The sequence below is a fragment of the Micromonospora sp. NPDC005087 genome (genome assembly GCF_042872965.1).
Classification (GTDB): Bacteria; Actinomycetota; Actinomycetes; order Mycobacteriales; family Micromonosporaceae; genus Micromonospora.
In genome coordinates, this window is sequence record NZ_JBIALB010000021.1 from 16,160 (window position 1) to 30,371 (window position 14,212).

The window sequence follows — 14,212 nt, forward strand, 5'->3', positions numbered from 1 at the left end:
AGGCTCAGACGTATGACCACAGTGACCAGCGCACGCTTCGACGGCCGCCTCCTCACCCCGGGCGACCCGGGTTACGACGCGGCCCGCACCATCTGGAACGCCATGATTGACCGCCGTCCGCGGATGATCGCGCGGGCCGCGAGCGTCACCGACGTGGTGACCGCGGTGCGCCTGGCTCGCGAACTCGACCTGGAGATCGGGGTGCGCTGCGGCGGGCACAACGTGGCCGGCCTCGCCGTCCCCGCGGACGGCCTGATGATCGACCTGACCCCGTTGAACAACGTTCGGGTCGACCCGATCCGGCGGCGCGCCCGGGTCCAGGGCGGCGCGCTGCTCGGCGCACTCGACCGGGCGTCGCAGTCATACGGCCTCGCCACGACCGCAGGTAACGTCTCGCACACCGGGGTCGGCGGCCTGACCCTTGGCGGCGGCATGGGCTGGCTCGCCCGCCAACACGGGTTGGCCTGCGACAACGTCGTCTCCTACACGATGGTCACCCCCGACGGGGACGTTGTGACCGCGAGCCGAACCGAGAACCCCGACCTCTACTGGGGCCTGCGCGGCGGGGGCGGCAACTTCGGCATCGTCACCGACTTCGACTTCGACTTGCATCACACCGGAACGCAGACCCTGGTCGCCGAGTTCGACTTCCGCGCCGAGGACGCCGTGCCGGTGCTCGAAGGCTGGCGGGACCTGAACGCCGTCGCACCGCGGCAGGCGACCTTCACCGCCGATGTTCACAGTACGGCCATCGGCCCGATCGCCACCGTCGGCTTCGTTTGGGTCGGCGACGCGGCGCAGGGTCGCCGGTTGCTGCCGGCGATGCGCGCGCTCGGGCACCCGGTCGCCGAGCGGGTCACCACGCCGTCGTACCTCGAACTCCAGCAACGTGACGACACCACCGGCGGCCACGCCTACCGCCGGTACTCCAGCGCGCACTACCTGCGGCAGTTCCCCACCGCCGCGATCGAGGCGTTACTGCTGCGCGGCGCGTCGGACCTGCACGCCGGCACCTACCTGCCCGGCGTCGGCTTGCAGGCGCACGGCGGCGCCATCGCCGACGTCGCGGACGCCGACGCCGCGTTCAGCCACCGCGGCACCACGTTCGAGTTCAGCGCCGGCTCCCGCTGGACCGAGCCATCCGAGGACGACACCCGGATGGCGGCGGCGCGCGCTGCCGGAGCGGCGCTCGACCCGTACGCCGACGGCGTCTACGTCAACTCGCTCGCCGCCGACGAGGGGCAACGCGGGCTACGCCGTGCATATCCGGCCGCCAAGCTCGCCAGGTTGACCGCCCTGAAGACCGTCTGGGATCCGCAGAACATCTTTCACCTCAACCACAACATCCGGCCCAGCCACGCCTGAGCCGGCACCGAGAATGCCGACAGATGGAAAGGATGCTCATGACCTCCACCGGCCCCAACGTTCAGCTCAGCACCCACAGCCAGCAGCGCAGCCGCCTGTTCCTGCCGGGCCTGGCCGCAGCGGCTGCCGCCGCCGTCGCCGTGACGGCCGTCGCGGCCACCGCCATGGCCGTCGGCGTCGATTTCGAGCTACCCGAAAGCGGCGCGTCGATTCCGCTGGTCGGCTTCACGCAGCTCACGTTCATCTTCGGCGTTGTGGGCATCCTCATCGCCCTGGCGATCCGCCGTTGGGCGTCCCAGCCGGCACGCACCTGGGTCAGCACCGCGGTGGCACTCACCGCGCTGTCGCTCGTACCACCGTTCCTGGTCAACGCCAATCTCGCCATCGAGTGCACGCTCGTGCTCGCACACCTGGTCGCTGCCGCAATCGTGGCCCCTGTCATCGCCCGCCGGCTGGCTATCTGACGTTCGTTCGTCACGGCACCCGGGACTGCGTAGGTTTCCGTGTTTGACCTGGGTGTGGTCCGTTGGACAGGACGTTGATCCTGTCCGGGAAGGACCACGTCACGGCAGACAAGAAGAACGCTGCTCCACTTCCGCAGCCGACGGCGGCGGAGGTGGAGTTCGCGCAGCAGTTGGTCGAGCGGGCCAAGGCCGACGGGGTGTCCCTGGTGGGGCCAGGCGGTGCACCAACAGTGCGTCGTGCACCTCGTGCGGGCCAGCCTGCGCTTCACCAACCGCAAGGACTGGCAGAAGATCACCCCCGCAATACGGGAGATCTACACCCCCCCACCGTCACGGCTGCGGAGGCCCGTTTCGAGACGTTCGCCGCCGACTTCGGCGCCCAGTATCCGGCCGTGATCCGGCTTTGGCGGACCTCCTGGGCGCAGTTCGTGCCGTTCCTGGACTACGACCACGAGGTCCGCAAGGTCCTCTACACCACCAACATCATCGAGAGCCTGAACGCCCGGTTCCGGCAAGCCGCCCGACGGCGCGGACACTTCCCGACCGAGCAGGCCGCGATGAAGGTCCTCTACCTCGTCGTCCAGCAGAAACGTAAGGGCGGCGGGAGCATCACCGGCCGGGTCTACGGTTGGGCCAAGGCCCTCAACGCCCTGATCCTCGCCTACGGCGACCGGATCGCCATCTAACAACCTCGATCACACCGCAGGCCCAAACACGGAAATCGACACACTCCCTTGCCGAGGCTCAGCCGGCGGCTGGTGGTCCACGACACCGCGGTGCCTGTCGGTTTGTCCGCCCGGCCGACACCCGGCCCATAGCCTGGCTTCATGGCCGAATCGGACGGGCAGTCGCAGAGCGTCCGCACGGTGATCGTGGCCGGCTCCGTCAACGTCGCTGTCGCCGTGGCCAAGGTGGTTGCGGGTCTGCTGGCGGGTTCGGCGGCCATGCTTTCGGAAGCCGCGCATTCGTTCGCCGACACCACGACCGAGGTGCTGCTGTTCGTGGCGCTGCGTCGTGGCGGCCGCCGGGCCGACCCCGCGCGCCCCTTCGGCTACGGCCGGGAGAGCTACATCTGGGCCCTGCTCGCCGCGGTCTTCACCTTCGTCAGCGGCGCCGGCTTCTCCATCACCCACGGCGTGCACGTCATCGCAACGAACAAGGAGACTGGAGACTACATCGTCTCGTACGCGGTGCTGATCGCCTCCTTCGTCCTGGAGTCGGTGTCCCTGACGCGCACGGTGCGGCAGGTACGGCGCCGGGCCAAACGCTGGGGCATCAGTCCAGCCAGGGTCCTGCGGCGCACGCCCAACACCGCCATCAAGGCAGTGTTCCTGGAGGACATCGCCGCCCTGATCGGCCTGGGGTTGGCCGGTGCAGGCCTGGGGCTCGCCGAGCTGACCGGTGACCCGGTTTGGGATGGCATCGCATCGGTCGCCATCGGTGTACTGCTCCTCGTGGTGGCCACCATTCTGGCCCGCAACAACCTCGCCCTGCTCGTCGGCCGGCCAGCAAGAGAGCCAATTCAGGACGAGATTCGCCGGGAACTCGCCGCCCTGCCAAACGTGCAAGGCATCGTGGACCTGCTGACCCTGCAGCTCGGTCCCGACGACATTCTCGTTGTCGCGAAGATCGACTTTGCCGACCAAGTCAGGGCGGCCGACATCGAGGACCTGGCCGACGACGCCAGACGACGGCTCACCGCGCGTAACCCGGCGATCCGGTTCGTCTTCCTCAGCCCGACGGGCGCCGGCTCCTAACCCGCGGGCAGTTGATGGCGCCTGGGCAGTCGACGTTCTGCGCGCTGCGCCGGCGTCGTCGAGCAGCCGCCGCGCTGCGTGGCAGTTATGCCGCAGTGTGGGGTCGACGGAGATCAGCTTCGTGGTGGCCTCCGCAGTTGTCCGCTTGATCTCCTCCAGCACGGACGGCCCCGCGACTAGGTTCCTCGCTCTTGGACGTTACCGGCCGCGGATTCACGGATCTGGCGGCCGGCCGCACCACCATCAGGTCGCCTGTGCGCCCCAGTTGCGCCCTTTGGGCGGCACCGCGGCGGGCCGGCGGACAGTGAGGTGGTTTGACCACCAGCAGAGCGGCCTTCCGTATCAGCCAGTCCATCCCCGCGGCTGAATTCCCTGGTTCTTGACGCGGAGCCGCCCAGGTCAGAACGGCGGGAGATGACCGGGGGTATACCGCGACCACCGCCTCGCCCGTCCTCGCAGCTGGGCCGACCGTGGACGGGATGCCGTCGGCGCCCGTGATCCCACGGGGTGCTATACCGGCTGCGGGCCGTCCGAGAACCGCAGGTGGTAGCGGCTCCCGTCCCACACTCCGAAGCGGCCGAGCACCTCAGCCTCCGGCCCAGTAAGAAACTGCGCCCCGCGGGCTACCTGGCCAGCAGGACGACCACCATCGCCAAGCACCCGAGCAGTAGGGTCACTGCGCCGAACACCGCATAGGGCCACCACTCGCCTGAGCGTTGCGGCTGTTGAGGAAGTGGCTGGGTTGGCAGGTTCCAGACGGCAGGTGCGGCAACGCCGTTGCGGCTGCCCGGCCAGCGCGGCGGCGGGGTACGAGGTGTCGAATTCGCCATAGGGATATCTCCCGACGGGCTTCATGGTGCGCTGTTCGGACCAGGTACCGGGCGAGATCGCGGAGGTGGTGCGGTCCCGCCCGTTCGTCAGGCCGCGCACCCGACCTTTCCATCATCTACAGGCGTCGCGGGAATGTGGGGCGTTACATCTACAGTCGTCCGGCGCTGCCCCCTTCGCCGCCTTCGCCGCACTCACCGTGCGCGACCTTGGCCGGGTATGGCCAGGAGCGGCAGGGCGTAGTGGTGGGCGCAAGTGATGATCGGTTGCTCCGTTCCGCCGGGGCTGCGGACTTATCAGTCGCACACCACGCCGTCCTTGTTCCGGTCGATGTACCAGGCGTACTCGGGGTCGAGGCCGCGGTAGTACGGGCCGTAGCCGGCGGTGTTGGCCTCTTTGCAGGTGCCGAATCGCGGGTCGGTCGTGGGCGTGCCCGCACCTGCGCCGCGTGCTCTTCGGCCACCTGCATGTCGGCGCTGGCCGCCTCCAGCAGCTCCACGGTCCCGCCGCTGATGCCCTGCGGGTCGGCCATGGCCACGCCCGCCTGAGTGCCCAGCAACCACGCGTCGGTCGTCACCTCGCGCACCGCGGCAACCGCCTTGTCACGCGGCACGTCGCGGCCACTGCCGGTTGGCCGCTAAAGTGCCGGGCGGTAGCAGCGATTGCAGCTAAACATCCCTCAACGGCAAAGCGGTTCACCGTGAGGCCGGCTGGGCGTAGGCCGGCGCCGCCACGAAGCTGCGTGCTCCCAATCTGCTCCCAATTGAAGGGCAACAGCGCGAAAGCCCGTTACCGGTGGTTCCGATGACGGGCTCGCTACCTGCATATATTCACGGTGGGCGAAACTGGGATCGAGCCAGTGACCTCTACGGTGTGAGACAGGACGGCTGCACCGACTCTGACCTGCGGAAACGAGGAGCCGCAGGCAGGGGTGGGTGCCGCCGCTCGACGCCGTTCGGCGCAGTTCAGGGCCGTTCAGCGCACCCTGTTGCTCCCAACCTGCTCCCCCGGGTCGGGTTCGCGCCGGTACTGCTGTCCGCTGTCCACGCGGTTGAGGGCGAAGATGTCCGGCCAGCGGTGGGCGTCGCCCAGGCACCGCTCGGCGATCTCGGACAGGGTGTCCCCACGCTGCACGGTGTAGGTGTCTTCCCGGCCGGCCGTGACACGCGCGAGTTCGGTGCTGCTCGGCGCCGCATGGCTGGCAAGGGTGTGACCGTCCTGCCGCGCGGTGTGGTGCACCGCGTCAGGCGAGTTGCTCATGTCGGCGTTGGCGGGCGCGGCGGCGTGGGCGAGGATGGAGCCGCCCTGGCCTGCCTTTCCGTGTTCGAGCCGTACATGGGATACCAGGCCGGATGTGACATGTGGTTGATCTGAGCGAGCTGGAACGAGAAGGCCGCTCCCAATCGACGGGAGCGACCTTCCAGCCGGGATGAGCTGAGCAGATATCAGACGGCTGGGGCGGGCGCGCGTCGGCGGCTGACCGTTCGCACCAGGATGATGACCCAGGCCACGGCCGCGATCACGCCCGCGACGACGAACCCCGTCAGCAGCAGCCAGGTGGATCCACCCGCCGTGGCGAAGACGCCGTTGCGTGCACCGGTGTCGCGCACCGGAACGGTGTCGCCTGCCGCCAGCCCGTCGGGCTCGTCGTAGAGGATGACGTCGGTCCGCTGGCCACCACCCTCGGTAGCGGCGAAGTCGCCATACCAGGTGCAGCTGCGCCGCCCACAGTCCTCGCGGACCGCGGTGAAGGTGCCCGGCGTACCCTGGCCGGCCTTTGCCTGCCATGTCGGAACCAGATCGAAAGCGCCGAACATCAGCCCCGCGATGGCGATGACGGGCAGGCCGATCCAGACAAAAATCTTGGTCCGCCACTCGCTGATCTTGTTGGAGGTAGCCATGAGGGCGGAGGGTAGCGGGTCCCGTGAGAGCCGCGCTACCCCGAATGGCGCCCGGCGAGACCTTGCCCTCCGGGTCGCGGGGCACTCGGGTCGAGCGAGTTCACCGCTCCGCGACGGGTGTAGCTTGTTTGCCGCGGCGGGGTCCAACAACGATCGCGACGCGGGCCCGCCGGACCGGCGATTTGCCGCCGACAGGGGCTACCTGTGGGGTTCCAAACCCTGCCACTTGGCTGGCCTGGGCTTCTATGCCTGCTCGCCGGAGAACACCCGCATCTCCGAGATCCTGGCCGCCACCGAGTCCGCCCCCGAAGAACGACTGTCCCGCGCGGCGAAGGAAGGAGACCTCCCGGAAGGCATGGATGCCAGGGCGCTGGCACGATTCGGCGCTCAGCGAGGGCCACGCCGTCCACGCCGCCGCCGGCGCGAGCTGCGAAGACCTCCAAGCCTCCATCGACATCGCCCTGCGAGCCGTTGCGCTCCAGTCTTGATTGCCGTTGCGGCCCTAAGCCTTGACATCGACGGTGACCTTCCTGGCGTTATTCGCTCCTTCAGGTCTCGATTGATGCCCGAATCCTGATGTCGGTCGCGTCCTCAACTCGGCTACTTGTTCAGCCCAGGTGATCGGGGCTCTTGTGGCGGTGGTAATGATGGTCGCCGCCGGGTGCGCCGTGGTGTGGCGCTGGGCCCGAGCAGCCGCCGACGTTCGCCGAACGGAGGTTGACGCGCTCAAGGCCGAGACCCGCACCCGGCAGGCGACCGTTGACCGGCTCGCGCGGGGTGCCCAAGGCGGTCGACTGCCGCTGCTAGGCGAGACCACGCTGGAAGTGCTCGGCGTCCGGCGTCCGCGCCACGGCGCGGACGGCTCCGAGGAACAGCTTCCCTACGCTGCGCGGCACCAGTTGGACCCTCAGCTGCGCGCGGTGCTGGCTGCGCATTCGATCGTGCTGGTACACGGCCCCTCGGCCGCAGGTAAGTCCCGGTCGGCCGCTGAGGCCGCCCGCGGCCTGTACGACCGGCGACCCGTGGTCGTACCCGAAATCGAGCACGATGCGCTGCAGGTCCTACTTGACGCCGGTACCGTCCCGCCCGGCGCGGTGATCTGGCTGGATGACCGCTGGACGTCGCGCACTCGCGCGGGCCGTCAACGGCGATCCAATCCGTCGCCAAGCGATGGTTACGGCCCCCCGTCTACGCCGTCCTAGGAGGCTGGGTATCCAGGGGTACCCGCAAATGGACGCGAATCGCCCTCGCGTTGCTCCGGACGCGACTACGGTCAGACCAGTGGTCGATGACCTCAGCACGGTGGAGGCACTCAAGGCGGACCCGACCCTGTCCGGGTTGCGCCGCTCCCTGGAGGCGTACTACGGCGACCCGGCCCGCGAGGCGGCGATGGACGCGTTCTACGCGCCCCTGATCCGCCCAGGAGACCTGGTCTTCGACGTCGGCGCGCACGTGGGCGACCGGCTCGGCAGCTTCCGGCGCCTCGGCGCCCGCGTGGTGGCCGTCGAGCCGCAACCGCTCTGCACCCGGGCCCTGCGCGCCCTCTACGCGAACGACGACCGGGTGACCGTGGTGGAGGCGGCGTGCGGGGCGTGTACCGGGCCGGTGCGGCTGCACGTCAACTCGGCGAACCCGACGATCTCCACGGCGTCGGCGGATTTCCTGCAGGCCGCCGAGGGGGCCGGCGGCTGGGAGGACGAGATCTGGGACGTCGAGATCGAGGTGGCCGGAACCACACTCGACACCCTGGTCGCGGCGCACGGCGTGCCGGGCTTCGTAAAGATCGACGTGGAGGGATTCGAGGACGCCGTGCTGGCCGGGTTGAGCCGCCCGGTGCCGGCGCTGTCCTTCGAGTTCACCACCATCGAACGGGACCTGGCCGCGCACTGCCTGGACCGGCTCACCCGGCTGGGCTTCACCAGGTTCACCGTGGCGCTCGGCGACGAGATGGCGTTCGCCCTCGATGGCTGGCGGCCGGCGGGCGAGGTGGCGGCGTACCTGCGGGCGCTGCCCCACGAGGCCAACTCGGGCGACGTCTACGCCCGCGCCCGGCCCGCCTGACCCTGCCCTTGCCGGAAACCTCGTCCGCCCAGGTCACGCGGCATGTTCGTACTCGTGAAGGATTGTGGCTGTGATCAGCCTCTATCGGATTGTTCGCGTACTGCTCGACGTGGTGCCACGCCGACGGGATCAGCTCACCCAGCACGCCGGGGTCGACCGCAGCGGCGTCGGTGACGACCTCCGCGGGCGTCACCTTCAATGTCGACAGCGCCCGGCGGAAGAACAGCCGAGCCGCGCCGGCGTCCCGGCGGGCCGAGACGAGCACGTCGATGACCTGCCCGTACTGGTCGACCGCGGTACACATACCGCCAAACTCCGTTGACCTTGACGTACGTCTCATCAACGAGCCACCTGTCGCCTGGCGAGTGCCGGCAAAGCGGGCCGCGTCGCCCGGCAGCGGCGTGAACCGCTGCACCCACCGGTAGACGGTGACGTGATCAACTCCACGCCGCGCTCGACCAGCAACTCCCCAACGTCGCGATAGGACAGGTTGAACCGCAGATACCAGCGGACCGCGACAGTTCGGGCCGATGACGTCGCTGTTCAAGCCAGCCTCGATCTTCCCAACGCTCAGCGCAACGGAGCCGTAGGCGCCGGCACTCCCCACTGACGACCCGGCTTCCTCGCATCGACGCTGGCCACACCCTGGATCGGCCGCGCTGTCCATGGGCACTTTTTTCAGGTGTCGAACTTAGCCATGTTTCGTTACCCGTCCGTTATTGACGTGACCGCCGCCACTTCGGTTGACTGCGACGGAACCGGTTCCGCAACCGGTTCCGACACAACCCCCTCACCCCTTCGACCCGGGAGCGTGACGTGCCGATCACCATCGCCGACGTGGCCGCCCGCGCGGGAGTGAGCAAGACGACGGTCTCCCGGGTGCTCAACGGCAAGGGCGAGGTGCGCGTCCGCACCGCCGACCGGGTCCGCGCGGTCATCAACGCCCTCGGGTACGTGCCGAGCGCCCGCGCGGTCGGCCTGGCCCGCGGGCGTACCCGGGTGGTCGGCATGCTGGTGCCCGCCCTGACCTGGCCCTGGATGGGCGAGGTGCTCCAGGGCGCGGCCGACGTGGTCGAGGCCGAGGGGTACGGCATGCTGCTGTTCACCTGCACCCACGGCGACGAGTCGATGCGGCGGTTCGCCTCCCAGGTCTCCGCGAAGTCCTTCGACGGCCTACTCGTGGTCGAGCCGGAGGGCACCCTCGACTACATCACCGAGCTGCACGAGCGCGGCCTGCCGGTCATCCTCATCGACGACCGCGGCCACCAGCCCGGCTTCCCGTCGGTGCGCACCACCAACGAGTCCGGCGCGCGAGCCGCGGCGGCGCACCTGCTGGCGCACGGGCGGAAGCGGCCGCTGGTCGTCACCGGCCTGAGCCGCTTCGGCTGCACCCGGGAGCGGCTGGCCGGCTTCGCGGACGGCTACGCCGACGCCGGCCTGCCCATCGACCCCGCCCTCGTCGTGGAGGGCGACTTCACCTTCGAGTGCGGGCGGGTCGCGGTGGAACGCCTGCTCGCCGACGGCGTGCCGTTCGACGCCGTCTTCGCGCACAACGACCTCTCCGCCGCCGGGGCGCTCCAGGCGCTGCGCGACGCCGGCCGGCGGGTCCCGGACGACGTGGCGGTGGTCGGCTTCGACGACCTGCCCCTGGCCGGGCACACCCACCCACCGCTGAGCTCGGTCCGTCAGCCGTTGCGGGAGATGGGGGCGGCCGCCGCCCGCACGCTCATCGCCCACCTCGCCGGCACGCCGCTGCCGGACACCCCGACCGTCATTCCCACCAACTTCACCGTTCGCGCCTCGACCGGCGCTACCTGACCTCGCCACCGCTTATCCACCACCCGCACCGGCGGGAGCACCGCGCCCACCGGTGGCAACACCGCACACCCTCCATCCACCACATCCCGCTCGAGGATTGCGGGAGCACCGAGGGAGACCTCCATGAGAAGAAGGCAGTTCCTCGCCGTCGCGCTGGCCGGCGCGATGGCCACCGGCGTCGCCGCGTGCGGCGACAGCCCGAACGCGAACAAGAAGAACGACCAGGCGGCGACGGTGCTGAACGTCGGCATGCCGAACGGCCCGCAGGCCGAGAACAACAACCCGTTCCTCACCACGTCCGCCGCGGCCTCGCTGGGCTACCGCTGGCAGATCTTCGAGCCGCTGATGATGTGGAACCCGGTGAAGCCGGCCGACCCGTTCAAGCCGTGGCTGGCGACCAAGGCCGAGTGGTCGTCGGACTACACCTCGGTCAAGGTCACTATCCGAGACAACGCCACCTGGTCGGACGGGCAGAAGGTCACCGCCGAGGACGTCGCCTTCACCTACAACCTGGTCAAGAAGTACCCGGCGCTCAACGACCAGGGCGTGCCCTACACGGACGCGACCGCCAGCGGCAACGAGGTCACCATCAAGATGGCCACTCCGCAGTTCGTGAACCAGCAGAAGGTGCTGTGGCGGGTGCCGATCGTGCCCAAGCACATCTGGGAGAAGATCGGCGACCCGACGACCGACACCGTCAAGCAGCCGGTCGGCAGCGGCCCGTACACCCTGAAGTCGTTCACCCCGGCCAGCATGACCCTGGCGGTGCGCGACAGCGGCTACTGGCAGGACCTGCCGAAGGTCAAGGAACTGCGCTACACCTCCTACACGGACAACAGCGCCCAGACCACCGCCCTGGCCAACGGCGAGTCGGAGTGGAGCTTCGTCTTCATTCCCAACTACCAGGCGGTCTTCGTCGCCAAGGACCAGGACCACCACAAGGTGTGGGCCCCGCCGGTCCTGGGCATCCACGGCCTTTACCTCAACACCACGAAGAAGCCGTTCGACGACCCGGCGCTGCGTCGCGCCATGAACATGGTCATCGACCGCGCGGACATCTTCACCACGGCGGAGGCCGGCTACTTCCACCCGCAGGTGAAGAGCGTGACCGGCCTGCCCAGCCCGGCCGGTGACTCGTTCATCGCGCCGGAGTTCAAGGGCCAGGAGCACAAGGTCGACGTCGACGGCGCCAAGGCGCTGCTCACCAGCGCCGGCTACAAGCTCGACGGCAACACCCTCAAGGACAAGACCGGCAAGGCCGTCACGGTCAAGCTGACCGACCCGGCTGGGTGGTCCGACTACCAGACGAGCCTCGAGATCGTGAAGGACAACCTGTCGAAGATCGGCATTGCGGCCACGGTCGACAAGGCCAACCAGGACGCCTGGTTCCGCAACGTCGAGCAGGGCAACTTCGAGGCGACCTTCCGGTGGACCGAGAGCGGCGCCACGCCGTACGACATCTACCGGACCGTCATGGACGGCCAGCAGCTCAAGCCGATCGGCACCGCCTCCCCCGCGGGCAACTTCGGCCGCTTCAACAACTCCGAGGCGACCGAGGCGCTGAAGGAGTATGCGAACGCCACCGACGAGGCGGCCCGCACCGCCGCGATGAACACTCTGCAGAAGGTCTTCGTCGACCAGATGCCGATGATCCCGGTCGGCGCGGACAACATCGGCGGCGCGTACAGCACGAAGAACTGGACCGGCTGGCCGGACGACTCGAACCCGTACGGCGCCATGCAGCCCACCCAGCCCAACGCGCTGGACGTGGTCCTGCACCTCAAGCCCGCCAACGGCTGACCTCGCCAACCGCCTCCCCGGCCGGCTCCCGGCCGGCCGGGGAGGCGCACCCCACGCTCAGACAGGAACTCGGCATGACGTTGAGCGAGAGCGCGGCGGCGCCGGCCGACGAGGTGGTGCTGGAGGCCGTCGGCCTGACCAAGCACTTCCCCGTCCGCAGGCGGCTGCGTGACCTCTTCTCCCGGACGCCGGCAGTCGTGCACGCCGTCGACGACGTATCGTTCGCGCTGCGTCGCGGCCAGGTGACCGCGCTGGTCGGGGAGTCCGGCTCCGGCAAGTCCACGGTGGCCCGGCTGCTGGCCCAGATCTACCCCCGCACCGCCGGCGACCTCCGCCTGCATGGCACGTCGACCAGGGTGCGCGGCGGTCGTCCGTTCCGGTCGTACGTGCGGCGGGTCCAGTTGATCCTGCAGGACCCGTTCGCGTCGTTGAACCCGGTGCACACCGTCCGTTACCACCTCACCCGGTCGCTGCGGATCCACGGCAACGCCGGGCGTGGCGCCGAGGAGCTGGACGCGGCCCTCGGCAAGCTGCTCACCCGGGTCAGCCTCACCCCGCCCGAGCGCTACCTGGACGCCTTCCCGCACGAGCTCTCCGGCGGCCAGCGGCAGCGCGTCGCCATCGCCCGGGCGCTCGGCGCCGACCCGGAGGTGCTCCTCGCCGACGAGCCGGTCTCCATGCTGGACGTGTCGATCCGCCTCGGCGTGCTCAACCTGCTCCAGGACCTCAAGGATCGGCTCAACATCGCCATCCTCTACATCACGCACGACATCGCCTCGGCCCGCTACTTCGCCGACGAGACGATCGTGATGTACGCCGGCCGGATGGTCGAGGGCGGCGACAGCGAGACCGTCACCCAGAACCCGGCCCACCCGTACACCCGGCTGCTCACCGATTCGGCGCCGGACCCCGAGCGCATCACCGGCGACGGCGCCGGCGTCGACGCGGCCGCCGGGGAGGACCGCGGTCAGGGCGAACCGCCGAGCCTGATCACCCCGCCCGCCGGCTGCCGGTTCCACCCCCGGTGCCCGCACGCCATGCGGCGCTGCACGGTGGACCTGCCGCCACGGCTGACCATCGGCGACCGGCTCGACCACTGGGCGGCCTGCTGGCTCTACGACCCGGCCACCGTCGCCGCCGACACTCCCGGCTCCGCCGCGCCCGACGCCGACCCGGCCGTGCCACCGCCCCCGGCGGCGATCGAGCGGGACGACACCGCCGCCCTGGGGGAGACACGATGAGATTCCTCCTGCAGCGCACGGCCTTCTACCTGTTCACCGCATGGGCGGCCATCACGCTCAACTTCTTCATCCCGCGGCTGGTCCCGGGCGACCCGGTGCAGTCCCTCATCTCGCGCAACCAGGGCCGGATCAGCGCCGACGCCATCGAGTCGCTGCGCGTGCTGTTCGGGCTGGACGCGAACGAGAACGTCTGGGAGCAGTACCTGCACTACTGGGGACAGCTCCTCCACGGCGACCTGGGGCTGTCGTTCACCTTCTTCCCGGCGCCGGTGTCGACGGTGATCGGCGACAGCCTGCCGTGGACGGTCGGCCTGGTCGGCATCACCACGATCATCAGCTTCCTCCTCGGCACCGCGCTCGGCGTCGGCGCCGGCTGGCGGCGCGGCTCCTGGGTCGACGGCCTGCTGCCGGCCACCACGTTCCTGTCCTCGATCCCGTACTTCTGGCTGGGCCTCGTGGCCATCGCCCTGTTCGCCGGCCCGGGAAGCTTCTTCCCGTCCTCCGGCGGCTACGAGGCGGGCCTGGTGCCGGCGTTCGACCAGTACTTCATCCCGAGCGCGATCCAGCACAGCATCCTGCCCGCCGCCACCATCCTGGTCTCCTCGATGAGCGGATGGATCCTCAGCATGCGCAACATGATGGTCACCGTCTCCTCGGAGGACTACATCACGGTCGCCCACGCGAAGGGGTTGTCCGAGCGCCGGGTCGCCCTCAGCTACGCGGCCCGCAACGCGCTACTGCCCAACGTCTCGGGCTTCGCCCTGTCGCTCGGGTTCATCGTCGGTGGCACGCTGCTGGTGGAGATCGTCTTCTCCTACCCCGGGCTCGGCTACCAGCTCTTCCAGGCCGTTGGCGCCAAGGACTACCCGCTGATGCAGGGCATCTTCCTGATCATCACGATCTCCGTGCTGGTGGCGAACCTGCTCGCCGATGTCGCGTACCTGCTTCTCGACCCGCGGACCCGAAAGAGCTGAGCG

At 69.4% G+C, this 14,212-nt stretch carries 13 protein-coding genes and 1 pseudogene; 10 read left to right on the forward strand and 4 right to left on the reverse strand.

From position 1 onward, the window contains the following. Window positions 1-12: 12 nt before the first annotated feature. From ACFYPS_RS31280 to ACFYPS_RS31295, 4 genes are all read left to right on the forward strand, one after another. Window positions 13-1,365 carry an FAD-binding oxidoreductase gene (locus tag ACFYPS_RS31280; protein WP_387329166.1) on the forward strand — a complete coding sequence of 451 codons (1,353 nt, stop codon included), beginning with the start codon at window positions 13-15 and terminating at the stop codon, window positions 1,363-1,365. A 38-nt stretch (window positions 1,366-1,403) separates the two neighbouring features. After that, on the forward strand, window positions 1,404-1,829 hold the full coding sequence (locus ACFYPS_RS31285; RefSeq protein ID WP_387329168.1) for a DUF6069 family protein: 426 nt from the start codon (window positions 1,404-1,406) through the stop codon (window positions 1,827-1,829). A 281-nt stretch (window positions 1,830-2,110) separates the two neighbouring features. Then, window positions 2,111-2,515 (forward strand): transposase, encoded by a 405-nt coding sequence (locus ACFYPS_RS31290; protein ID WP_387329266.1) that lies wholly within the window; start codon window positions 2,111-2,113, stop codon window positions 2,513-2,515. A gap of 141 nt (window positions 2,516-2,656) precedes the next feature. Continuing rightward, window positions 2,657-3,586 carry a cation diffusion facilitator family transporter gene (locus ACFYPS_RS31295; RefSeq protein WP_387329171.1) on the forward strand — a complete coding sequence of 310 codons (930 nt, stop codon included), beginning with the start codon at window positions 2,657-2,659 and terminating at the stop codon, window positions 3,584-3,586. A gap of 1,124 nt (window positions 3,587-4,710) precedes the next feature. Here the strand turns inward: ACFYPS_RS31295 and ACFYPS_RS31300 are convergent. The 3 genes from ACFYPS_RS31300 to ACFYPS_RS31310 all read right to left on the reverse strand — a co-directional run bounded on the left by ACFYPS_RS31300 (window position 4,711) and on the right by ACFYPS_RS31310 (window position 6,315). Next, the gene (locus tag ACFYPS_RS31300; RefSeq protein ID WP_387329173.1) at window positions 4,711-4,977 is read right to left on the reverse strand and encodes an excalibur calcium-binding domain-containing protein; all 267 of its coding nucleotides are present in this window, start codon (window positions 4,975-4,977) and stop codon (window positions 4,711-4,713) included. A 412-nt stretch (window positions 4,978-5,389) separates the two neighbouring features. Next, entirely contained in the window at window positions 5,390-5,674 is a 285-nt protein-coding gene (locus ACFYPS_RS31305) for a LysM peptidoglycan-binding domain-containing protein (protein WP_354968651.1), read from the reverse strand. Between the two features lie 185 nt (window positions 5,675-5,859). After that, window positions 5,860-6,315: a hypothetical protein gene (locus ACFYPS_RS31310; RefSeq protein ID WP_387329177.1), complete on the reverse strand. Its 456-nt coding sequence runs from the start codon at window positions 6,313-6,315 to the stop codon at window positions 5,860-5,862. Between the two features lie 647 nt (window positions 6,316-6,962). On the opposite strand from ACFYPS_RS31310, the gene ACFYPS_RS31315 reads away from it, so the two are divergent. Together ACFYPS_RS31315 and ACFYPS_RS31320 are read left to right on the forward strand one after the other, a co-directional pair. Continuing rightward, window positions 6,963-7,517, forward strand: a complete 555-nt coding sequence (locus ACFYPS_RS31315) for a hypothetical protein (RefSeq protein WP_387329180.1) — start codon at window positions 6,963-6,965, stop codon at window positions 7,515-7,517. 28 nt (window positions 7,518-7,545) lie between these two features. Continuing rightward, the gene (locus tag ACFYPS_RS31320; protein ID WP_387329183.1) at window positions 7,546-8,376 is read left to right on the forward strand and encodes an FkbM family methyltransferase; all 831 of its coding nucleotides are present in this window, start codon (window positions 7,546-7,548) and stop codon (window positions 8,374-8,376) included. A 37-nt stretch (window positions 8,377-8,413) separates the two neighbouring features. Here the strand turns inward: ACFYPS_RS31320 and ACFYPS_RS31325 are convergent. Continuing rightward, window positions 8,414-8,904, reverse strand: a pseudogene (locus ACFYPS_RS31325) (IS6 family transposase); the annotation flags it as partial. A 288-nt stretch (window positions 8,905-9,192) separates the two neighbouring features. Between ACFYPS_RS31325 and ACFYPS_RS31330 the strand changes: the two are divergent. The 4 genes from ACFYPS_RS31330 (at window position 9,193) to ACFYPS_RS31345 (ending at window position 14,209) form a co-directional block, all read left to right on the forward strand. Further along, window positions 9,193-10,194: a LacI family DNA-binding transcriptional regulator gene (locus tag ACFYPS_RS31330; RefSeq protein WP_387329186.1), complete on the forward strand. Its 1,002-nt coding sequence runs from the start codon at window positions 9,193-9,195 to the stop codon at window positions 10,192-10,194. A 123-nt stretch (window positions 10,195-10,317) separates the two neighbouring features. Next, window positions 10,318-11,994: an ABC transporter substrate-binding protein gene (locus tag ACFYPS_RS31335; RefSeq protein WP_387329189.1), complete on the forward strand. Its 1,677-nt coding sequence runs from the start codon at window positions 10,318-10,320 to the stop codon at window positions 11,992-11,994. A gap of 74 nt (window positions 11,995-12,068) precedes the next feature. Then, entirely contained in the window at window positions 12,069-13,235 is a 1,167-nt protein-coding gene (locus ACFYPS_RS31340) for an ABC transporter ATP-binding protein (RefSeq protein ID WP_387329191.1), read from the forward strand. Next, complete coding sequence (locus ACFYPS_RS31345; RefSeq protein ID WP_354968644.1) at window positions 13,232-14,209, forward strand: ABC transporter permease; 978 nt, start codon at window positions 13,232-13,234, stop codon at window positions 14,207-14,209. The genes ACFYPS_RS31340 and ACFYPS_RS31345 overlap by 4 nt, the downstream gene beginning before the upstream one ends. The last annotated feature ends 3 nt before the right edge of the window (window positions 14,210-14,212 follow it).

Coding starts and splice junctions, on each gene's coding strand:
- ACFYPS_RS31280 (WP_387329166.1), top strand. CDS start 13: ATGACCACAGTGACCAGCGCACGCTTCGACGGCCGCCTCCTCACCCCG.
- ACFYPS_RS31285 (WP_387329168.1), top strand. CDS start 1,404: ATGACCTCCACCGGCCCCAACGTTCAGCTCAGCACCCACAGCCAGCAG.
- ACFYPS_RS31295 (WP_387329171.1), top strand. CDS start 2,657: ATGGCCGAATCGGACGGGCAGTCGCAGAGCGTCCGCACGGTGATCGTG.
- ACFYPS_RS31305 (WP_354968651.1), bottom strand. CDS start 5,674: ATGAGCAACTCGCCTGACGCGGTGCACCACACCGCGCGGCAGGACGGT.
- ACFYPS_RS31310 (WP_387329177.1), bottom strand. CDS start 6,315: ATGGCTACCTCCAACAAGATCAGCGAGTGGCGGACCAAGATTTTTGTC.
- ACFYPS_RS31315 (WP_387329180.1), top strand. CDS start 6,963: ATGGTCGCCGCCGGGTGCGCCGTGGTGTGGCGCTGGGCCCGAGCAGCC.
- ACFYPS_RS31320 (WP_387329183.1), top strand. CDS start 7,546: ATGGACGCGAATCGCCCTCGCGTTGCTCCGGACGCGACTACGGTCAGA.
- ACFYPS_RS31335 (WP_387329189.1), top strand. CDS start 10,318: ATGAGAAGAAGGCAGTTCCTCGCCGTCGCGCTGGCCGGCGCGATGGCC.
- ACFYPS_RS31340 (WP_387329191.1), top strand. CDS start 12,069: ATGACGTTGAGCGAGAGCGCGGCGGCGCCGGCCGACGAGGTGGTGCTG.
- ACFYPS_RS31345 (WP_354968644.1), top strand. CDS start 13,232: ATGAGATTCCTCCTGCAGCGCACGGCCTTCTACCTGTTCACCGCATGG.